At 70.1% G+C, this 19,394-nt stretch carries 16 protein-coding genes; 12 read left to right on the forward strand and 4 right to left on the reverse strand.

What is annotated here, in order from left to right:
* Window positions 1-14: 14 nt before the first annotated feature.
* Together AC04ME_RS09745 and AC04ME_RS09750 are read left to right on the forward strand one after the other, a co-directional pair.
* Window positions 15-1,040, forward strand: a complete 1,026-nt coding sequence (locus tag AC04ME_RS09745; RefSeq protein WP_475434738.1) for a sugar phosphate isomerase/epimerase family protein — start codon at window positions 15-17, stop codon at window positions 1,038-1,040.
* Window positions 1,037-1,330, forward strand: coding sequence for a Dabb family protein (locus AC04ME_RS09750; protein WP_475434739.1), 294 nt, complete (start codon window positions 1,037-1,039; stop codon window positions 1,328-1,330). The genes AC04ME_RS09745 and AC04ME_RS09750 overlap by 4 nt, the downstream gene beginning before the upstream one ends.
* A 39-nt stretch (window positions 1,331-1,369) precedes the next feature.
* On the opposite strand, the gene AC04ME_RS09755 is transcribed toward AC04ME_RS09750, so the two are convergent.
* Together AC04ME_RS09755 and AC04ME_RS09760 are read right to left on the reverse strand one after the other, a co-directional pair.
* Window positions 1,370-2,371 carry an NYN domain-containing protein gene (locus AC04ME_RS09755; protein WP_475434740.1) on the reverse strand — a complete coding sequence of 334 codons (1,002 nt, stop codon included), beginning with the start codon at window positions 2,369-2,371 and terminating at the stop codon, window positions 1,370-1,372.
* Window positions 2,364-3,359: a Gfo/Idh/MocA family protein gene (locus AC04ME_RS09760; RefSeq protein ID WP_475434741.1), complete on the reverse strand. Its 996-nt coding sequence runs from the start codon at window positions 3,357-3,359 to the stop codon at window positions 2,364-2,366. The genes AC04ME_RS09755 and AC04ME_RS09760 overlap by 8 nt, the downstream gene beginning before the upstream one ends.
* 126 nt (window positions 3,360-3,485) lie before the next feature.
* Between AC04ME_RS09760 and AC04ME_RS09765 the strand changes: the two genes are divergently transcribed.
* The 8 genes from AC04ME_RS09765 (at window position 3,486) to AC04ME_RS09800 (ending at window position 12,379) form a co-directional block, all read left to right on the forward strand.
* Window positions 3,486-4,898, forward strand: a complete 1,413-nt coding sequence (locus AC04ME_RS09765; RefSeq protein WP_475123166.1) for an NtaA/DmoA family FMN-dependent monooxygenase — start codon at window positions 3,486-3,488, stop codon at window positions 4,896-4,898.
* Between the two features lie 165 nt (window positions 4,899-5,063).
* Window positions 5,064-6,698, forward strand: a complete 1,635-nt coding sequence (locus tag AC04ME_RS09770) for a TIGR04028 family ABC transporter substrate-binding protein (RefSeq protein ID WP_475434743.1) — start codon at window positions 5,064-5,066, stop codon at window positions 6,696-6,698.
* A gap of 22 nt (window positions 6,699-6,720) precedes the next feature.
* The gene (locus tag AC04ME_RS09775; protein ID WP_309690143.1) at window positions 6,721-7,668 is read left to right on the forward strand and encodes an ABC transporter permease; all 948 of its coding nucleotides are present in this window, start codon (window positions 6,721-6,723) and stop codon (window positions 7,666-7,668) included.
* A complete protein-coding gene (locus AC04ME_RS09780) occupies window positions 7,665-8,558 on the forward strand; it encodes an ABC transporter permease (protein WP_475434745.1) in 894 nt (297 codons plus the stop codon). The genes AC04ME_RS09775 and AC04ME_RS09780 overlap by 4 nt, the downstream gene beginning before the upstream one ends.
* The gene (locus AC04ME_RS09785) at window positions 8,555-10,183 is read left to right on the forward strand and encodes a dipeptide ABC transporter ATP-binding protein (RefSeq protein WP_475434747.1); all 1,629 of its coding nucleotides are present in this window, start codon (window positions 8,555-8,557) and stop codon (window positions 10,181-10,183) included. The genes AC04ME_RS09780 and AC04ME_RS09785 overlap by 4 nt, the downstream gene beginning before the upstream one ends.
* Complete coding sequence (locus tag AC04ME_RS09790) at window positions 10,180-11,199, forward strand: putative FMN-dependent luciferase-like monooxygenase (protein WP_475434748.1); 1,020 nt, start codon at window positions 10,180-10,182, stop codon at window positions 11,197-11,199. The genes AC04ME_RS09785 and AC04ME_RS09790 overlap by 4 nt, the downstream gene beginning before the upstream one ends.
* Window positions 11,196-11,786 (forward strand): CMD domain protein, encoded by a 591-nt coding sequence (locus tag AC04ME_RS09795; protein WP_367823406.1) that lies wholly within the window; start codon window positions 11,196-11,198, stop codon window positions 11,784-11,786. The genes AC04ME_RS09790 and AC04ME_RS09795 overlap by 4 nt, the downstream gene beginning before the upstream one ends.
* Window positions 11,783-12,379, forward strand: a complete 597-nt coding sequence (locus AC04ME_RS09800; RefSeq protein ID WP_042537350.1) for an alkylhydroperoxidase domain protein — start codon at window positions 11,783-11,785, stop codon at window positions 12,377-12,379. The genes AC04ME_RS09795 and AC04ME_RS09800 overlap by 4 nt, the downstream gene beginning before the upstream one ends.
* Window positions 12,380-12,490: 111 nt before the next feature.
* On the opposite strand, the gene AC04ME_RS09805 is transcribed toward AC04ME_RS09800, so the two are convergent.
* Both AC04ME_RS09805 and hrpA read right to left on the reverse strand, forming a co-directional pair.
* The gene (locus AC04ME_RS09805) at window positions 12,491-13,435 is read right to left on the reverse strand and encodes a quinone oxidoreductase family protein (protein WP_052492839.1); all 945 of its coding nucleotides are present in this window, start codon (window positions 13,433-13,435) and stop codon (window positions 12,491-12,493) included.
* A gap of 9 nt (window positions 13,436-13,444) precedes the next feature.
* Complete coding sequence (hrpA, locus tag AC04ME_RS09810; RefSeq protein WP_042537352.1) at window positions 13,445-17,335, reverse strand: ATP-dependent RNA helicase HrpA; 3,891 nt, start codon at window positions 17,333-17,335, stop codon at window positions 13,445-13,447.
* 25 nt (window positions 17,336-17,360) lie between these two features.
* On the opposite strand from hrpA, the gene AC04ME_RS09815 reads away from it, so the two are divergent.
* On the forward strand, window positions 17,361-18,548 hold the full coding sequence (locus AC04ME_RS09815) for a heparan-alpha-glucosaminide N-acetyltransferase domain-containing protein (protein WP_231567455.1): 1,188 nt from the start codon (window positions 17,361-17,363) through the stop codon (window positions 18,546-18,548).
* Complete coding sequence (locus AC04ME_RS09820; RefSeq protein ID WP_042537356.1) at window positions 18,545-19,381, forward strand: aldo/keto reductase; 837 nt, start codon at window positions 18,545-18,547, stop codon at window positions 19,379-19,381. Before AC04ME_RS09815 ends, AC04ME_RS09820 begins: the two co-directional genes overlap by 4 nt.
* The last annotated feature ends 13 nt before the right edge of the window (window positions 19,382-19,394 follow it).

Consider the following 19,394-nt stretch of genomic DNA (forward strand, 5'->3'; position numbering starts at 1 on the left):
ACGAAGGAGTGTCCATGACCACGCACCCGGTCACCCTGTTCACCGGCCAATGGGCAGATCTGCCCTTCGAGGAGGTCGCGCGCCTCGCGGCGGAGTGGGGGTACGACGGCCTCGAGGTCGCCGCCTCCGGCGATCACCTCGACCTGCGGCGGGCCGACGAGGATGACGCGTACGTCGCCTCGCGCCTCGAGATCCTCGACCGACACGGACTGCAGATCTTCGCGATCTCGAATCATCTCGCGGGGCAGGCGGTGTGCGATGCGCCGATCGACTTCCGTCACCGGGCGATCCTGCGCGACTACGTGTGGGGAGACGGGGAGGGGGAGGGCGTGCGCGTCCGCGCGGCGGAGGACATGAGACGCGCGGCTCGAGTGGCGCGCAAGCTCGGCGTCGACACCGTCGTGGGGTTCACCGGCTCGTCGATCTGGCCGTATCTGGCGATGTTCCCGCCGGTGCCGGCATCCGTCATCGAGGCCGGTTTCGACGACTTCGCCGCCCGCTGGAACCCGATCCTCGATGTGTTCGACGGCGAGGGCGTGCGCTTCGCGCACGAGGTGCATCCGGGCGAGATCGCCTATGACTACTGGTCGTCGGTGCGGGCGTTGGATGCGATCGACCACCGCGAGGCGTTCGGGTTCAACTGGGACCCGTCGCACATGATGTGGCAGAACATCGACCCGGTCGGGTTCATCGTCGACTTCGCCGACCGGATCTATCACGTCGACTGCAAGGACACCCGGATGCGGCCGCACAACGGGCGTGCGGGAGTGCTCGGCTCGCACCTGCCATGGGGGGATCCCCGGCGCGGGTGGGACTTCGTCTCGACCGGTCACGGCGACGTGCCATGGGAGGACTCGTTCCGCGCGCTGGACGCGATCGGGTATGCGGGCCCCATCTCGATCGAGTGGGAGGATGCCGGAATGGACCGCCTGCACGGGGCCCCGCAGGCGCTCGCCTACGTGCGGTCGCTGCTGTGGCCCGTGCCCACCGCGTCCTTCGACGCCGCCTTCAGCAACCAGACGACCGGAGACACCGCATGACCATCCAGCACACCGTCGTCTTCCGCCTCGTGCACGAGGCGGGCAGCCCCGAGGAGCGCGAGTTCCTCGCCACCGCCAGAGCCGTGCTCACGTCGATCCCCGGGGTCGAGGACTTCACGATCCGTCGCCAGGTGAGCCCGAAGAGCGACCTGGAGCACCAGTTCTCGATGGTGTTCCAGGACCGAGCGGCGTACCGCGCCTACGACGCGCACCCTGCGCACACCGCGTTCGTGTCGGAGCGCTGGGTGCCCGAGGTCGCCGCCTTCCAGGAATACGACTTCGAGGAGTGACCGTCCGGTGGCGTGACAGGCCGGTCGAGTCGTGCGGGGTCAGGCCGAGTCGCGCAGCTTCACGAGACGCTCGTGCCCGGTCTCCTCGAGCTCTGCGATGCTCTCGCGCGACTTGAGGAAGTCCGAGAACGACCGGTAGCCGAGGGCCTTCTCGCTGAAGGAGGGGTCCATGCGGCGCATGTGCGTCTTCACGGCCGAGCTGTGCAGCCATTCGTCGGCGTCGGCCTTGTCATGCCCGAGGCGCAGCGCGCGATGCAGCAGCTCTGTCGCCTCACCCTGCTCAGTGCCCTCTGCGTGCTCGTCGACCTTGGCCGGAGTCGCGCTCGCAGCCGTGGCGGCGGCTGCCTTGGCCTTGGCGGTCTTGGCAGGCTGCCTCGTCCTCGTCTTCGCGGCAGGCTCTGCGGCCGGCTCGACGGCGGGTTCGACTGTGGCTTCCGGCACCGCGACGACGGTGGCCGGAGCGGTCTTGCTCGGGCGCACCACACCGGGCAGCGAGTCGTATGCCTCGAACTCATCGCACGCCGCGGCGAGCGACTTGGCCGTGGACCCCGCGACGCCGACGCCGATGACGTAGCGGCCGAGGCGCTTGCAGCGCTGCGCGAGGGGGACGTAGTCGCTGTCGCCGGCGACGATCACGACGTGCGTGAGGTCGGGCAGACGGAACATGTCCTCGACGGCGTCGACGGCGAGGCGGATGTCAGCGCCGTTCTTCGCATAGGCGGCGGCCGGGAAGAGCTGCACGAGATCGACGGCGCGGGCCACGAGCTGCGAGCGGTACACGGCGTTCACCGGCGACGACCAGTCGGCGTAGGCACGCGTGAGCACGAGTGTGCCGAAGGACGCCGCGTAGTCGATGATCGCCCCGACCTCGATCATGGCGCGGGAGAGCCGCTCGGTGACCTCGGGATCGGTCGGGTTCTCGGTGATCCGCTGACGGTCTTTGCCGTAGGCGTTGCGTCCGTGCACGCGGTCGTACCAGGAGATGACGATGTTGTCGAAGTCGAGATAGACGGCGACACGGGCGTCGTTGGCTTCAGCCATGGTTGACTCCTTCGCGCGGGTAGCGCACCCCGATCTGGGCGCGGATGTCGTCGAGCGTGCCCATGATCGCGACACTCTCGGCGATCGGCAGGATGTCGCCCTCGAGCACGCCCTCGGCGACGAGGCGCTCGGCCGCATGCGCCTGATACTGCATGCCGCGGCCGGCCACCTCGGACACGTACTCCTCGACGACTGTGCCGTCGGGGAGCACGACGCGGAAGGTCGTCGGGGTGTACCAGACGCGATCGATGTCGATGCGGGCCTTCGTGCCGACGATGCTCGCGGCGTTCGGGCCGGCGGCTCGCGACGAGGAGAGAGTGGTCGAGATCGCGCCGCCCTCGTGGGTCATGACGGTGGCGACCTCGGCATCCGCTCCGGTCTCGATGAGCCGGGCCACGGCATGGACGGCGGTCGGGGCGCCCAGGACGTCCCACACGAACGAGATCGGGTAGATCCCGAGGTCGAGCAGTGCACCGCCGCCGAGCTCGAGAGCGTTCAGGCGGTGGGTGGGGTCGTCCGGCAGAAGCTGGGTGTGGTCGGCGGTGACGGCGCGGATCTCTCCGAGCGTTCCGTCGGCGATGATCTCGCGGATGCGCACCATGTGCGGCAGATACCGGGTCCACATGGCCTCCATCGCCAGCAGCCCGCGTTCGGCGGCGAGGCGCTGCAGGTCTTCGGCCTCGCCCCGGTTGAGGGTGAAGGCCTTCTCGACCAGCACGTGCTTGCCGGCCTCGAGCGCGAGGCGGGCGTTCTCGTGGTGCAGCGGGTGCGGCGTGGAGACGTAGATGATGTCGACGTCCGGGTCGGCGACGAGGGCCTCGTACGTGGGGTGCGCGCGGGGGATGTCGAAGCGGGCCGCGAACGCGTCGGCCGACTCCTGCGAGCGCGAGCCGACAGCGACGAGGTCGAGCCCTGCCGTGCGCAGATCGGATGCGAACGCGCCGGCGATGCCGCCGGTCGCGAGGATTCCCCAACGAAGACCAGTCATGGTCTCAGCGTAGAGGGTCGCACCGACAGCTGGATCGCCGCGAGGATGTGTCGGCGTATTGCGCTGCGTGTCTCCGAGCTTCCCCGGCGATTGGCGGCCGCCCACGGCGCTCGTATTTTCGGGAGCATGACCGAACCCCTCATCATCGGCGCCATGGTGCGCACTCTCGGCGCCTATCCGTCGGGTTGGCGTCAGCCAGGAGCGCACCGGGACCCCTCGTCGGATGCCGACATCCTCCGTCACATCGCGCGCGAGGGTGAGGACGCCGGGCTCGACTACCTGTTCTTCGGCGACTGGCTGGCCACCGGGCCCGACCTCGAGTTCCGCGACCCGTATCTGCTGGCGCGCATAGACCCGGTGAGTGCGGTGCTGTTCCTCGCCGGCGTCACGTCGCGCATCGGCCTCATCGCCACCGTGAACACGACCTACGCCGACCCCTACGCGACCGCTCGCTCGCTCGCCTCCCTCGACGTGCTGACCCGTGGACGCGCCGGCATCAACCTCGTCACCGGCGCCGAGCCTCGCGCCGCGGGCAACCACGGCCGAGACGCGCACGCCGACAACGAGACCCGATACGACCGCGCCGAGGAGTTCGTCGCGGCGCTGCGACGCCTGTGGGACTCGTGGAGTGACGACGCCTGGATCGCGGATGCCGAGCGCGGCGTGCTGATCGACCCGGACGGCCTCCGTGGCGCCGACCTGGACGGGGAGCATCTGCGGGTCTCCGGTCCGTTGAACGTGGCCAGGCCGCCGCAGGGGCAGATCCCGATCGTGCACGCGGGGACGTCTGCTCGGTCGCGTGTGCTCGCGGCCACCGAGGCAGACCTGGCACTGATCGCGGCCCCGAACCTCGCGGATGCGATCGCCACCCGGCGTGACCTGCGCGACATCGCAGCCGCCGCCGGGCGCTCGCCCGAGGCGCTCGCGGTGATCGCTCCCGTGCTTCCCGTCGTCGCCGACTCGGATGCCGAGGCGCACCGCATCGTCGAACGGTTGCTCGCCCTCGTGCCCCTCGCCGAAGGGCATCAGCCGTCGCGCGCGGCCTTCCCGACGAACCGATCGGTCGCGGCACTGGCCGACGCGCTCGGGGTGGCACCGGACGACCGGCTGCGCGCGGCCGGTTTCGACGACGAGGTATCAGCGGATGATGCGCGGCGACTGGGCGACGCCGGCGCCGCGCTGATCGACCGACTCGCCCGCATCGCGGGACTGCACGTCGAGGGGCAGGGCAGCTCGCACGCGCTCACCTGGCGCCATCTGGTGGCGGCGCACGCCGTGCCCGCAGCCTTCGTGGTCGGCGATGCCTCCACGATCGCCGATCACTTCGAGACCTGGCGCGACGAGGGTGCGGCGGACGGCTTCAACGTGCTGTCGGCCTTCCAGCCCGCGCAGTTCGAGGCGTTCACGCGCCTTGCGGGGCCAGAGCTGCGTCGCCGTGGCCTGCTCAGGCGCGCGGACGAGGGCAGCACCGGCACCTTGCGCGACCGTCTCGGTGTCGGCCGACGAGACGCAGCCTCGTCCGCGCTCGCCACCCGGTGACCCCCTGGATCATTACGCCGGATTGCGCCCGGTGACCTGTCATGACGCCTCATGACAGGTCACGTCCGCGCGTGACGACTCCATTCGCGGCGGGGCTCGGGGAGTCCCTAGCGTGACCATCACCCGCACACCAGGAACCACAGCATCCCTTCCCAGGAGGACCGCATGACCCGCCGTCTCATCCGCGCAGCAGCAGTCGCGCTTCCGCTCGTCCTCGCCGCGAGCCTCGCGGCGTGCGCCTCGTCTCCGGCTCCCTCCGGCGAGTCGGACGCCGGCGGCGACCCCATCACCGGGGGCACGCTCACGTACCTCGAGCACCAGACGTTCACGAACCTGTATCCGCCGCAGGCGGGGTTCTATCCGAATGGCGGCGTGGTCAACAACATCACCGCCCGCCTCACCTGGCAGAACCCGGACTCGCTCGAGATCGAGCCGTGGATCGCGTCGGACTGGACCGTGAACGCCGACGCCACCGAGTACACGTTCAACCTGAAGCCGGATGTGACGTTCTCGGACGGCACCCCGGTGGATGCCGCAGCCGTGGCGAAGAACTTCGACACCTACGGCCTGGGCGATCCGGAGCGCGGACTCACCGTCTCGGAGGCGATCRACAACTACGCGTCGAGCGAGGTCGTCGACGACGACACCGTCACGTTCCGCTTCTCGGCCCCGGCCCCGGGGTTCCTGCAGGCGACCTCCACCATCAACTCCGGACTCCTCTCCTCCGACACGCTCGACGGCACGATCGAGGACTTCGGTGCGGGCAACGCCGAGGCCATCGTCGGCGCAGGGCCCTTCACGGTTACCGACGAGAAGCTGGGCACCGAGTTCACTCTGACCGCTCGCGAGGACTACGCGTGGGCACCCGAGAGTGCCGAGAACCAGGGGCGCCCCTACGTCGACGCCGTGCATGTCCTCGTGACGCCCGAGGACTCGGTGCGCATCGGCTCACTGCTCGCCGGTCAGGCGGACTACGTGCGCTACGTGCAGGCCTTCGACGAGGATCGTGTCGAGAGCGCGGGCTTCACGCTCTACGCGCCGCAGACCCGCGGAGTGAACAACTCCATCGCGCTGCGCCCCGAGAACCCGCTTCTGGCCGACATCAAGGTGCGTCAGGCCCTTGTCGCCGCCGTCGACGCTCAGGAGGTCGTCGACACCCTGTTCACCGAGAACTACCCGGTCGCGACTTCGGTGCTGTCGCAGGAGGCACTCGGCTACAAGGACGAGTCCGAGCACTACGCCTACGCCCCGGAGAAGGCCGAGGAGCTGCTCGACGAGGCCGGATGGACGGAGGGATCCGACGGCATCCGCGAGAAGGACGGAGAGCGTCTGTCGATCACCGTCTACGAGGCCGCTCCGCAGCCGCTCTCGAAGCAGACGCTCGAACTCGTCGCCCAGCAGCTCGCGAAGGTCGGTGTGGAGCTCACGGTGAAGCCGGCGGATGCGGGTTCGTATGCCGAGGACACGCGTGACCCGCTGAAGACGGGGTTCTACCACTCGATGGTCGGACGCGCGGACTTCGACGTGATCAAGAGCCAGTACCACACGAAGAACCGCGACGTGCTGATCTCGAACGACGCCGAGCTCGACGCTCTGCTGGAGGCGGTCGCCTCGGAGCCGGACACCGCGAAGCGCGCCGAGGCCTCGCAGGCCGTGCAGGACTACATCGCCGAGCAGGCGTACGTCATCCCGCTGTTCGAGGAGCCGCAGGTCTACGGCACCGCGACCTATGTGCACGGCGTGGACTTCGAGTCGGTCGGTCGCCCCACCTTCTCGGGCGTCTGGCTCTCCGAGCACTGAGCCCGAGCGACACGGTGCATCGATGAACTTCGTCCTCCGACGGGCCGGGCAGGCCGCGATCGTCCTGATCGCGGCCTTCACGGCCACCTTCTTCCTGCTGCAGCTGCTGCCGGGCGACGCGATCCTGATCAAGTTCTCCGACCCCAGCCTCGGGCTGTCGCCGGAGCAGCTCGACGGGATCCGCGCCACGTACGGCACCGACCTGCCGTGGTGGCAGCAGTACCTGCATGCGGGGCTCGGGTTCCTCGGCGGCGACTTCGGCTTCTCGACGCAGTTCGGTACCCCGGTGCTGACGATGCTCGCCGAGGCGCTGCCGTCGACCCTGCTGCTCGCGTCGCTCGGACTCGTGGTGGCGCTGCTGATCGCGGTGCTCGTCGCAGGACTCTCCTCGCTCGCACCGTTCAGCTGGCTGCGCGACGGCATCCGCCAGGTGCCGGGTCTGTTCGTCGCCGTGCCGGTCTTCTGGCTCGGCATCCTGCTCATCCAGGTCTTCTCGTTCGGCCTGGGCTGGGTGCCGGTCGTCGGCGCCGACCCGGTCGCGGGGCTGATCCTGCCCGTGCTCACGCTCGCCGTGCCGATCTCGGCGCCACTCGCACAGGTGCTGGTGCGAGCGATCGACCAGGTGCAGGCGCAGCCCTTCATCACCGTGGTGCGCGCCAAGGGCGCACCGCCATCGTGGGTCCTCACCCGTTCGGTGGCGCGCAACGCGGCGCTGCCGACGCTCACGATCGCCGGCGTGCTCTTCGGCGAACTGGTCGGGGGAGCGGTCGTCACCGAGACCGTGTTCGGCCGCACCGGCATCGGCAGGCTCACCGAGCAGGCGGTGTCCAACCAGGACATCCCCGTGCTGCAGGGCGTCGTGCTGCTGTCGGCGCTCGGCTTCGTTCTCATCAGCTTCGCCGTCGACCTCGTCACCCCGCTGATCGATCCCCGCCAGCGCGCCCTCTCGAAGACAGGAGTCTCGGCATGACCGTCGCAGCCATCGCCGCATCCGCCGACCCCGCCGTCGAGCCTCCGCAGCAGGGTGCCACGGCATCCGTCCCGAGCAGCCGACCTCGGCGACTCGGGGCACGACAGTGGGATCTGTACCTCGCTGTCGCCGTGATCGCTCTCGCAGTGCTCTGGGCGGTGATCCCCGGGGCGTTCGCCCCGGGTGACCCGCTCACCGGCACCCCTGCAGACAAGCTGCTGCCGCCGAGCGCGGCGCACTGGTTCGGCACCGACACCCTGGGGCGCGACCTGTTCGGGCGCGTCGTGCACGGCGCCGTGCACTCGCTCTCCGGCGCCCTCATCGCCGTCACTCTCGGCCTCGCGCTGGGCACCATCCTCGGCGCGATCGCCGGAGCCGTCGGCGGCGTCGTCGACGACATCCTGATGCGCGTGGTCGACGTGCTGCTGGCGATCCCCGGCCTGCTGCTGTCGCTCTCGGTGATCATCCTGCTCGGCTTCGGCACGGTGAACGCGGCCATCGCCGTCGGTCTCGGCAGCGTCGCGGCGTTCGCCCGTCTGATGCGGTCGGAGGTCGCGCGGGTGCGTCGCAGCGAGTACGTCGAGGCGGCGTACGGCAGCGGTGGCACGTTCCTCACGGTGCTCCGCCGGCATGTGCTGCCGAACTCGCTCACCCCGATCGTGGCGCTCGCCGCATTGCAGTTCGGCACCGCGATCCTGGCGATCTCGACACTCGGCTTCCTCGGCTACGGGGCTCCGCCGCCCACCCCCGAATGGGGTCTGCTCATCGCCGAGGGTCGCAACTACACCGCCACCGCCTGGTGGCTGACCGCGCTGCCCGGTCTGGTCGTGGTCGCGGTCGTGCTCAGCGCCAACCGCATCTCGCACCGCATCGGAAGGAGATCACGATGACCGTTCTCGCCGTCGACGACCTCAGGGTCTCGTACGCCACCAGGGAGGGTCGGCGTGAGGTCGTGCACGGCGTCTCGTTCGAGATCGCCGAGGGGGAGGCGCTCGCGCTGGTGGGCGAGTCAGGGTCGGGCAAGTCCACCACCGCGCATGCCCTGCTCGGCCTGCTGCCGGCCGGCGGCAGGGTCGAGGGTGGTGCGGTGCGCCTCGGCGATCTCGACATCTCGGGCTGGTCGGATCGCGCGCTGCGCAGCATCCGCGGTCCTGAGATCGGTCTCGTCCCGCAGGACCCGGTGACCTCGCTCGATCCCGTGCGCACGATCGGCGCACAGGTCGAGGAGGTGCTGCGGCTGCACGGCCACCGCGACCGTCGGTCGCGCCGGGCGCGGGCGATCGAGCTGCTTGAGCGGGTCGGCATCGACGACCCTGATCTGCGCGTGCGCCAGTACCCGCACGAGCTCTCCGGGGGCATGCGCCAGCGCGTGCTCATCGCATCCGCGATCGCCCTGCGCCCCCGCCTGCTGATCGCCGACGAGCCGACCAGCGCACTGGATGCCACCGTGCAGCGCAAGGTGCTCGATCTGCTCGACGAGCTGCGCCGCGAGGAGGGCACGAGCATCCTGCTCGTCACCCACGATCTCGGAGTCGCCGCCGACCGCGCGCAGCGACTGGTGGTGCTCAAGGACGGGCGCATCGTCGAGCAGGGCGCGAGCGCGCAGGTGCTCGCAGCACCCTCAGACGGGTACACGAAGCAGCTGCTCGCCGACGCTCCGGCATTCACCACCGGTTTCCGTCGGCCGGAGGCACCGCCATTCCTGAGGGATGCTGCGGCGGTGGCCGCGGAGAACCCGTTCGCGATCACCGCGACCGGACTCGTGAAGGAGTTCGCGGTCGCCGGGCGTGAGCGCTTCCGCGCGGTCGACGACGTGTCGTTCCGGGTGCGCAGGGGAACGACGCACGCCCTGGTCGGGGAGTCGGGGTCGGGCAAGACCACGACCGCGCGACTGGTCACGCGGTTCCATCAGCCGGATGCCGGTGCGATCGAGATCGACGGACAGGATGTGACCGGGCTGTCGGGGCAGCGCCTGCGCGCCCTGCGTCGCCGCATCCAGCTCGTCTACCAGAACCCGTTCGCGTCGTTGGACCCGCGGCAGCAGATCGTCGACATCGTCGCCGAGCCGCTGCAGAACTTCGGCGTCGGCTCGCGCGCCGAACGCAGGGAGCGCTCGCTGGCGCTGCTCGACAGGGTGTCGCTGCCGAGCGACGTCGCCCGACGCACGCCGGGCGAGCTCTCGGGCGGTCAGCGGCAGCGGGTGGCGATCGCGAGGGCTCTCGCCATCGACCCCGAGATCGTCGTGCTCGACGAGGCGGTCTCGGCCCTCGACGTGACGGTGCAGGCGCGCATCCTCGAACTGCTCACCTCGCTGCAGTCGGAACTCGGCCTGACCTACCTGTTCATCTCGCACGATCTCGCCGTCGTGCGCCGGATCAGCCACACGGTCTCGGTCATGCGCCGCGGGCGCATCGTCGAGGAGGGCAACACCGAGGACCTCTTCCACGACCCTCAGCACGAGTACACCAGGGAGCTGCTCGCAGCCGTCCCCGGACGAACGGAGCAGCCCGCATGACCGGACCCACGATCGCCTTCTTCACACGTCTGCTCGATGACGCGTCTCCTGCCGAGCGATACGCGCTCGCCACCGAGCAGATCCAGCACGCCGAGCGTCACGGCGTCGGACGTGCCTGGGTGGCGCAGCATCACTTCCGTGCGGCGGAGGGCGGGCTCCCTTCACCGCTCGTGTTCCTGGCGAACGTCGCCGCGCAGACGTCGCGCATCCGCCTGGGCACCGGCGTCGTCACGCTTCCGCTCGAAGATGCGGTGCGCGTCGCCGAGGATGCCGTCGTCGCCGATCTGCTCTCGGGCGGCCGCATCGATCTGGGGCTGGGAAGCGGAGGGACGCCGGCGTCGTTCATCCCGTTCGGCGAGGACGTGCGCGACAAGGCGCCGACCTACGACCGCAAGCTCCGACTTCTCCTCGACGCGCTCTCGGGGCGCGACATCGGCGCGGACAACACTCTCTATCCGGATGCCGGCAGCCTCGCCGACCGCATCTGGCAGGCCACGTTCTCGTCGCCAGGCGGTCACCGCGCCGGCACCCACGGACACGGCCTGCTGCTGTCGCGTACCCAGCCGCGGTCGACGGACGCGCTGAACGCCCCGCTCTCGGCGCTGCAGGATCCGATCATCGACGCGTATCTCGAAGCTCTGCCCGACGGCACCGCTCCGCGCATCACCGCCTCGCGCACTGTGTTCGTGGCAGACGACCGCGCCGAGGCCCTGCGCTTCGCGGAGGTCGGCCTGCGCCGTGCCGCCGAGGGCTTCCGTCGTCAGGGGCAGACGATCCCCGGCGACGACCTCGACGAGCTGATCCTCGCGCTCGACACCCACCTCGGCACCCCCGAGCAGGTCGCCGAGTCGCTCGCCTCCGACTCGACCCTCGCGAGAGCCACCGAGGTGGCATTCCAGGTCCACTCGGTCGACGCGCCGCACGAGCACGTGCTGCGCTCGATCGAGCTGTTCGCAGAGCAGGTGGCCCCTGCTCTCGACTACACCCGCACCGACACCATCAAGGAGAAGGCATGACCACTGACATCGTCGATCAGATCGCGGGGGTGACGCCCGAGCTCGATGCGCTGCGGCGCCGTCGCCCCGTCACCAGGGAGCAGCTGCAGGCGAGCTTCGATGCGCTCTTCGCGCCGGTTTCGACGACGGAGGTGTCGCAGGCCGAGCGCGAGCTGATCGCCGCGTTCGCCACGCGCCTCGCCGGAGACGACGACGCCACAGGGAGGTTCTACGCAGACCGGGCGCTGACGGCGGACCCGCAGCGCGCGGCGGTCGTGATCGCCGAGGCAACGGATGCCGCGGTCGCCGGGCCGTTCGGCTCCTACACCGAGGCGGGGCTGCAGGCCGAGAACACCGACGGTGAGCGCTACGCCCCGTCGGCCGAGGTCGCAGAAGTGCTGGGCGACCGTCTCGCCGCGGCCCTCGCGCACACGCACCTGCTCGTGTTCCGTCCGCGGGAGTCGTCGGCGGACGACATCCAGCGGCTGGTGGATGCGGGGTGGTCGGCCGACGGCATCGTGACGCTGTCGCAGCTGGTGTCGTTCCTCGCGTTCCAGCAGCGCGTGGTCACAGGACTGACCGCACTTCAGAAGGGAATCGCCGCATGACCGCTCTGCTGCATGACATCGCACCGCACCCCGAGGCGTTCACACGGGCCGAGGTCGGCTGGACTCCTCACCTCCCGCCACTCGCCGAGGAGGAGCTGACCGAGCGCCACTACGACGGACTCGTCGACGCCTCGCGCGCGAAGAACGACTACTTCCGTCTGCTCGCGCGCGACCCCGAGGTGCTCAAGGCGCGCACGCTCGTCGACAAGGACATCTTCTACAACGCCGCTGAAGGGCTGCCTCGCGCCGAGCGCGAGCTCTCGGCGACGGCCGCATCCCGACGCAACGGCTGCGTGTTCTGCGCCTCGGTGCACTCGCGCTTCGCGGCGCACCACAGCAAGCGCGTCGACGACGTCGATCGCCTGCTCGACGAGGGCGTGGATGCCGACCTCGGCGAGCGGTGGAACGCCGTGGTGGCGGCGTCCGTCGCGCTGACCGACACCCCGAATGCGTTCGGCGCCGACGAGATCGCCCGTCTGCGCGCGGCGGGCCTCGACGATCTCGAGATCGCCGACGTCATCCACGGGGCAGCGTTCTTCAACTGGGCGAACCGACTGATGCTCTCGCTCGGCCGCCCGGTCGCTGCCGCCTGAACCAGGCGAGGACTCAGAACCAGCCCGCCGAAGCCACGCGCCGACTGATCACCGCGAACTCGATTTCGCTGGCCACAGCATCCACTGCGGCCGGCGCCTGGTCCTGAGGCTTTACGGAATCAGCACGATCTTGCCCGAGGCGGTGCCGGACTCCATGAGCTCATGGGCCTGCGCCGCCTCGGCGAGCGGCAGCTCGGGTCCGAGCTCGATGACGAAGTCGCCGGCCGCCAGCAGCTCGACGGTCGCGCCCAGCGCCTCGGCCCGCCACGCGAGCTCCTGCTCGGAGAGCGGGGTGGGGGAGCCGCCGGAGAAGGCGCGGATGCCGAACGACGCGGCATCCGGGCCGCGCACGATCGTCGCGATGCGGTCGCGGTCTGCGACGAGCTCGAGCGAGACGTCGATCGCCTCGTCGGTGCCTGCGCAGTCGAGGACGACGGTCACGCCGTCCGGAGCGGCCTCGCGCACTCGTTCGAGCAGCCCGTCCCCGTAGGCGACGGGTGTGGCGCCGAGTTCGCGCAGCTGATCGTGTCGAGCAGGGCTGGCGGTGGCGATCACGGTGGCGCCCCAGGCGACGGCGAACTGCACGGCCGCCTGGCCGACCGAGCCGGAGCCGCCGTGCACGAGCAGCACGTCGCCTTCCGCGAGCCCGAGCGAGCGGAGGGCCTGATAGGCGGTGCCGGCCGGGATGCCGATGCCGGCGCCCTCGGCCGCGGTGACCGCATCGGGCAGCGCCACCATCTTCTCGACCGGCACGGCGAGCAGGCTCGCGTAGGTGCCGAGGGTGTCGCGGATGGCCACGCGGTCGCCCACGGCGAAGCCGTCGACGTCGTCGCCGAGCGACTCGATCACCCCGGCGCCGTCGAAGCCGACGGCGCGGGGCTCGGTGATCGGCGGCGATGGCCGCTTCGCGCTGCGCAGCTTGGCGTCGATCGGGTTGGCCCCTGCCGCTTCGATGCGCACCACGGCCTCGCCGTCGAGCGCGATCGGATCGGGGACCTCGATCAGGTGCAGCACATCAGGGGAACCGAACTCTGTGTAGACGATCGCGCGAGCCATGCCCTCAGGCTACCCCCGGGATGCCAGCACCTTCATGATGCGCTGCGGCGAGACGGGCTGGGCGGTGCCGAGCCGCTGCGCGAACACGCTCACGCGATACTCCTCGAGCAGCCAGCGGGTCTCGACGAGCGCAGCGGGGGCTCCGGGCTCGAGCGGGATCGTCCCACCGGCATCCTCGAACACCTTCGCCATGCGCTCGAACTCGCTCATGCGGGTGCGGTCCTTGCCCGGTTCGTTCGCCAGGGTCTTCAGCCGGTCGAGCATCCCGTCGAGGTACCGGGGGAAGTGCGCGAGGCGATCGACGCCCGCGGCAGAGACGAAGCCCGGGTGCAGGAGGCCGGAGAGCTGCGTGCGGATGTCGTTGAGCGGCCCGAGCAGAGCGAGCGAGTTCTGCGACCTGATGCCGCGCTCGACGTCACGCGCCTTCGTGAGGATGCGGGCGACGAGCGAGACGCAGGCGAACAGCTCGTCGACGAGGGATGCCGAGACGGCGTCGCGCACGCGCTCGAACTCGACCTGGGTGCGCACGATCCCGCCGGGAGCCTCGCGGTCGATCAGCTTCTGCACCACGGCGGCACGGCAGTCTTCGATGAGGGCTGCCGCGGACTGATACGGCGACGCGGCGAGTGCGAGCTTCTCCTGGCTGGTGAGGTGCTGCTGCACATACGACGAGGGCGAGGGCACGCCGAGCAGCACCAGTCGCTGCACGCCCGCGCGAGTGGCCGTGATCGCAGCGTCGGCTGTCGATTCCACGCGCACCGAGACGGTCTTGCCCTGATCGACGATCGCCGGATAGCCGCGGACGACACCGCCGGCGACGCGGGTGTCGAGCACCTCGGGGAGCTCGCCGAACGTCCAGGCGGTGAGGCCTTCCTGCTCGATGGAAGCGGCGGCCGCCGCTGCCGGCTGCGGACCCTTAGAGGGCCCCGGTCGGCGGGGCGGGGCTGCGATCGACCGGGCAACGCTGCTGCGGGCCCGATCGGCGAGCTCCGCCTGCAGGGTGCTGAGGTCGCGGTTCGATCCTGCGACGCGTCCGCGCTCGTCGACGGCACGGAAGTTCATGCGCAGGTGCGCCGGTACCCGGTCGTCCTCGAAGTCCGCCGCGGACACGAGCTGATTCGCGAGGGGCTGGATGAGGCGTGCGAGCGCCTCTTTCAGCGTGCGGTTCGGGAGGCCGCCGTGCGACTCCGGCCCGTCTCCGGCGAGCTCGACCCCGAACTTGTCGGCCCAGTCGGCCGCGGGCACCACATGGCGGCGGATCGCCTTCGGCAGCGCGCGGAGCAGTCCGGTGACGAGTTCCGCTCGCAGGCCGGGTACCTGCCAGTCGAACCCGCGATCCTCGATCTGCGCGAGAAGGGGGAGCGGGATCACGACGCTGACGCCGTCGTCCGCGGCTCCCGGTTCGAAGCGGTAGGCGAGTCCGAGCACCTGATCGCCCTGGGTCCATCGGGTGGGGAACTCGCTCTGATCCGCTCTGCTCTCGTCGTCGAGCAGGTCCGCCTCGCGCATCACGAGCAGCTTCGGTGTGGCGGCCAGGGTCTCGCGCCACCACTTCTCGAACGAGCGCACGTCGAAGACGTCGGCCGGGATGCGCTCGTCGTAGAAGCGGAAGACCGCCTCGTCGCCGGCGAGGATGTCGCGGCGGCGTTCGCGCTCCTCGAGCTTCTCGAGGCGCTTGCGCAGCTCGGCGTTGCTGCGCCAGAACGCGCTGACCCGCTTGTCGATGCGGGTCGGGTCCCACTCGCCCTCGACGAGCGCATGCCGCACGAACATCTCGCGCGAGGCTGCGCGGTCGATGCGGGCGAACTGCACGCGACGGCGGGGGATGATCTCGACCCCGAACAGCGTCACCTTCTCGTAGGCGACAGCGGCCCCCGCATCCTTCGACCAGTGCGGCTCGGTGATCTGGCGCTTCGCGAGGTCGCCCGCGAGCGCCTCGGCCCAGGCGGGATCGATCGCGGCGACCGTGCGGGCGTAGGTGCGTGAGGTCTCGACGATCTCGGCGGCCATGACCGCCTGCGGGGCCTTCTTGCGCAGCGCGGAGCCGGGGAAGATCGAGAAGCGGATGCCGCGGGCGCCGCGGTACTCCGCCATCCTCTTCTTCTTGGGATCGATGCCCTTGCCGGTGTTGCGCTCGTCGAGGATGCCGATCTGCGACAGCAGACCCGCGAGCAGGGCGCGGTGGATCGCCTCCGGATCCGCGCTGCCCGAGCGCCCTGAGTCCTTGTCCTTCACCAGCGACCGCAACTGGCGATGCACGTCGAACCACTCGCGTACGCGGACGTAGTTGAGGTGCTCCGACCGGCAGAGTCGACGGAAGGCGCTCGAGCCGAGTTCGCGCTGCTGCTCTCTGAGGTGGTTCCAGAGGTTCAGGATCGAGAGGAAGTCGCTCGTCGGGTCGGCGAATCGCGCGTGCATCCGGTCGGCCTCGTCGCGCACGCTCTGGGGAGCCTCCTGCGACGGACGCTCGCGCACGTCCTGGATCGACATGCCGGCGACGATCGCGAGAACGTCGCGCGTGACATCCGCCCCGCCGGGCCGGCCGGCCTCGATGAGCATGCGGGCGAAGCGGGGGTCGATCGGGATGCGCGAGATGTCCCGGCCGATGCGGGTGAGGCGAGGGGTGTCGCCGCTCCCGGTCACGGCGCCGAGTTCGGTGAGCAGATCGACGGCGGCCTTCACGCCGCGGGAGTCCGGCGGAGTGAGGAACGGGAATGCCGTGATGTCGCCGAACCCGAGCGACAGCATCTGCAGGATGACCGAGGCGAGCGACGTGCGCAGGATCTCGGGCTCCGTGAACTCCGCCCGACTCTCGAAGTCCTCTTCGCTGTACAGGCGGATCGCGATGCCGTCGCTCGTGCGCCCGGCACGGCCGGAGCGCTGGTTCGCGGATGCCTGCGAGATCGCCTCGATCGGCAGCCGCTGGACCTTCGACCGGTTGCTGTAGCGCGAGATGCGCGCGGTGCCGGTGTCGATCACATAGCGGATGCCGGGAACCGTGAGGCTGGTCTCGGCGACGTTCGTGGCGAGCACGACGCGGCGCCGCACCCCGGCGACGCGGCTCTTCTCGAACACCCGGTGCTGCTCGGCGGCCGACAACCGGCCGTACAGCGGCAGCACCTCGGTGGGGGAGCGATCCTTCGAATAGGCGCCGCGCACGGCATCCGCCGCGTCCCTGATCTCGGCCTCGCCTGGCAGGAACACGAGCACGTCGCCCGGTTCCTCGCGGTCGAGCTCGCGCAGCGCGGCGACGATAGCGGTGACCTCGTCGGCCTCCTCGGCGTTCTCCGTCTCGTCCGTCTGGGCCCGATAGCGGATCTCGACGGGGAAGGTGCGTCCCGACACCTCGATGACCGGCGCAGGCACGCCGTCGGGCGAGGCGAAGTGCCGGGCGAAGCTCTCGGGGTCGATCGTCGCCGAGGTGATGATCACCTTGAGATCGGGGCGCTCGGGGAGGATTCGCACGAGGTAGCCGAGCAGGAAGTCGACGTTGAGCGAGCGCTCGTGCGCCTCGTCGATGATGATCGTGTCGTAGCGACGCAGCAGCCTGTCGCGGTGGATCTCGTTGAGCAGGATGCCGTCGGTCATCAGCGCGATGCGCGTCTCGTCCGACACCTTGTCGGTGAAGCGCACCTTGTAACCGACGAGGGTGCCGAGCTCGACCTGCAGCTCCTCAGCGACGCGTTCGGCGATCGTGCGGGCGGCCAGTCGACGGGGCTGCGTGTGCGCGATGCGCTCGCGCCCGAGGTCGAGGCAGATCTTCGGAAGCTGAGTCGTCTTGCCCGACCCGGTGGCTCCGGCGACGATGACCACCTGGTTGTCGCGGATGGCGTCGGCGATCTCGTCCCGCGCAGCGCTGACGGGCAGCTCGGGAGGATAGAAGATCACGGGGGAAGGCATAGAACTCCCATCGTACGATTCATCCGTGAGCACTGTGTCGAAGCCCCTTCCTGCAACGCGGTGGTTTCGTGAGTTCGGGCGGCCCCCGCGCATCCTCGGCCTCGACGTCGCCCGAGGCCTCGCGATCCTCGGCATGGCCGGCGCGCACATCGGCGAGACCGAGGCGTTCGATCCGTTCGACCTGTCGACGTGGACCGACCTGGTGCACGGGCGCTCGTCGATCCTGTTCGCGGTGCTCGCCGGAATCTCGATCGCCTTGATGACCGGGCGCAGCGCTCTTCCGGACCCCGAGCGGATGCCGAGCATCCGCCTGCAGCTCGTCGGTCGCGGAGCGGTGATCTTCCTGATCGGTCTGGCGCTCGAGATGCTGAACACGCCGATCGCGGTGATCCTCGCCCTCTACGGCCTTCTCTACGTGGCCGTCATCCCGTTCCTCCGGTGGCAGCCCTGGAAGCTGCTGATCGCCGCCGGCATCCTGGCGCTCGCGGCGCCGGCCGTGCTCGCGCTGCTGGCCGCCCTCACGCTGTACCCCGCCGGAGCGGGCATCAGCCTCGTGCTCTACGGCTCGTATCCGATCACGGCGTGGCTCGCGTTCGTCTTCGCAGGCATGGCTCTCGGGCGCCTGCACGTCGAGAAGCTCGAGACCGCGGCGATCACGTTCGGCGTCGGCGTGGGGCTCATGCTCGTCGGCTACGGGCTCGGCCTCGTCGGAGGTGTCAGCGGCATCAGATCCTCCTCGTGGATGACAGGCGGAGAGGGCGCCGCAGGATGGAGCACCTACCCCGATGCGCTGGCCGCGGCGGACCCGGCTGGGGCCGTCGTCCGGGCGATCTTCGCCGTGGATCCGCACTCCGGCGGAACGGCCGAGATCCTGGGGTCCGGCGGGTTCGCCCTGTCGGTCATCGCGCTGTGCGTGCTGCTCAGCGGACCGCTGCGCGCGGTGCTGCTTCCGCTGGGGGCGTTGGGATCGATGCCGCTGTCGGCTTACAGCGTGCACGTCGCGTCGGTCGCGCTGATCGCAGGACCCGGCGGCTTCTTCTCGAGCAACGCGTTCTGGGCCGCCACAGCGATCGTGCTCCTTCTCGCCACGACGCTGTGGTCGATCCTGTTCGGACGAGGGCCGCTCGAACGACTCGTCGGCTGGGCTGCGACGAGGATGGCCGCGGTTCCCCCTGGGCCACCTGTCATCACAGGTCGTAGGGTGGGACCATGACGATTCCTGCACTCGAACTGAACGACGGCCATTCCATCCCGCAGCTCGGCTACGGGGTGTTCAAGGTTCCGGCCGACGAGACCGAGCGCGCCGTGAGCGAGGCGCTCGAGATCGGCTACCGCCACATCGACACGGCCGCCATCTACGGCAACGAAGAGGGCGTCGGCGCGGCCATCGCCGCATCCGGCATCGCCCGCGACGAGCTGTTCATCACCACCAAGCTCTGGAACGACCGGCACCACGGCGAGGAGCCGCGTGCGGCGATCGGCGAGAGCCTCGAGAAGCTCGGCCTGGATGCGGTCGACCTCTACCTCGTGCATTGGCCGACCCCGGCCAAGGACGACTACGTGCACGCGTTCGCCAAGCTCATCGAGCTGCGCGACGCCGGCCTCACGCGCAGCATCGGCGTCTCGAACTTCCTGGTGCCGCACCTCGAGCGCGTCGTGGCCGAGACCGGCGTCACCCCGGCGGTCAACCAGATCGAACTGCACCCCGCCTACCAGCAGCGCGACGTCGTGGACTGGGCGACCGAGCACGGCATCCGCATCGAATCGTGGGGGCCGCTCGGCCAGGGCAAGTACGACCTGTTCGGCACGCCGGCGATCGCCGAGGCTGCAGCGGCGCACGGCGTCACCCCCGCCCAGGCCGTTCTGCGCTGGCACCTGCAGAAGGGCTTCATCGTCTTCCCGAAGTCGGTGCGGGCAGAGCGTCTGCGCGAGAACCTCGACGTCTTCGGCTTCGAGCTGACCGACGCCGAGATCGCGAAGATCGACGCGCTCGACCCGCTCGACGGCTCGGGCCGTGTCGGCTCGCACCCCGACGACGTCAACTGAGGCGTCCCGTTTC

It is taken from the genome of Microbacterium sp. LjRoot205 (genome assembly GCF_056175745.1).

What these genes read in the sequence shown, in the direction of transcription:
- AC04ME_RS09755 (WP_475434740.1), bottom strand. Translation starts at nt 2,371, where the DNA reads ATGGCTGAAGCCAACGACGCCCGTGTCGCCGTCTATCTCGACTTCGAC.
- AC04ME_RS09795 (WP_367823406.1), top strand. Translation starts at nt 11,196, where the DNA reads ATGACCACTGACATCGTCGATCAGATCGCGGGGGTGACGCCCGAGCTC.
- AC04ME_RS09750 (WP_475434739.1), top strand. Translation starts at nt 1,037, where the DNA reads ATGACCATCCAGCACACCGTCGTCTTCCGCCTCGTGCACGAGGCGGGC.
- AC04ME_RS09780 (WP_475434745.1), top strand. Translation starts at nt 7,665, where the DNA reads ATGACCGTCGCAGCCATCGCCGCATCCGCCGACCCCGCCGTCGAGCCT.
- hrpA (WP_042537352.1), bottom strand. Translation starts at nt 17,335, where the DNA reads ATGCCTTCCCCCGTGATCTTCTATCCTCCCGAGCTGCCCGTCAGCGCT.
- AC04ME_RS09745 (WP_475434738.1), top strand. Translation starts at nt 15, where the DNA reads ATGACCACGCACCCGGTCACCCTGTTCACCGGCCAATGGGCAGATCTG.
- AC04ME_RS09775 (WP_309690143.1), top strand. Translation starts at nt 6,721, where the DNA reads ATGAACTTCGTCCTCCGACGGGCCGGGCAGGCCGCGATCGTCCTGATC.
- AC04ME_RS09785 (WP_475434747.1), top strand. Translation starts at nt 8,555, where the DNA reads ATGACCGTTCTCGCCGTCGACGACCTCAGGGTCTCGTACGCCACCAGG.
- AC04ME_RS09805 (WP_052492839.1), bottom strand. Translation starts at nt 13,435, where the DNA reads ATGGCTCGCGCGATCGTCTACACAGAGTTCGGTTCCCCTGATGTGCTG.
- AC04ME_RS09820 (WP_042537356.1), top strand. Translation starts at nt 18,545, where the DNA reads ATGACGATTCCTGCACTCGAACTGAACGACGGCCATTCCATCCCGCAG.
- AC04ME_RS09800 (WP_042537350.1), top strand. Translation starts at nt 11,783, where the DNA reads ATGACCGCTCTGCTGCATGACATCGCACCGCACCCCGAGGCGTTCACA.
- AC04ME_RS09765 (WP_475123166.1), top strand. Translation starts at nt 3,486, where the DNA reads ATGACCGAACCCCTCATCATCGGCGCCATGGTGCGCACTCTCGGCGCC.
- AC04ME_RS09760 (WP_475434741.1), bottom strand. Translation starts at nt 3,359, where the DNA reads ATGACTGGTCTTCGTTGGGGAATCCTCGCGACCGGCGGCATCGCCGGC.
- AC04ME_RS09790 (WP_475434748.1), top strand. Translation starts at nt 10,180, where the DNA reads ATGACCGGACCCACGATCGCCTTCTTCACACGTCTGCTCGATGACGCG.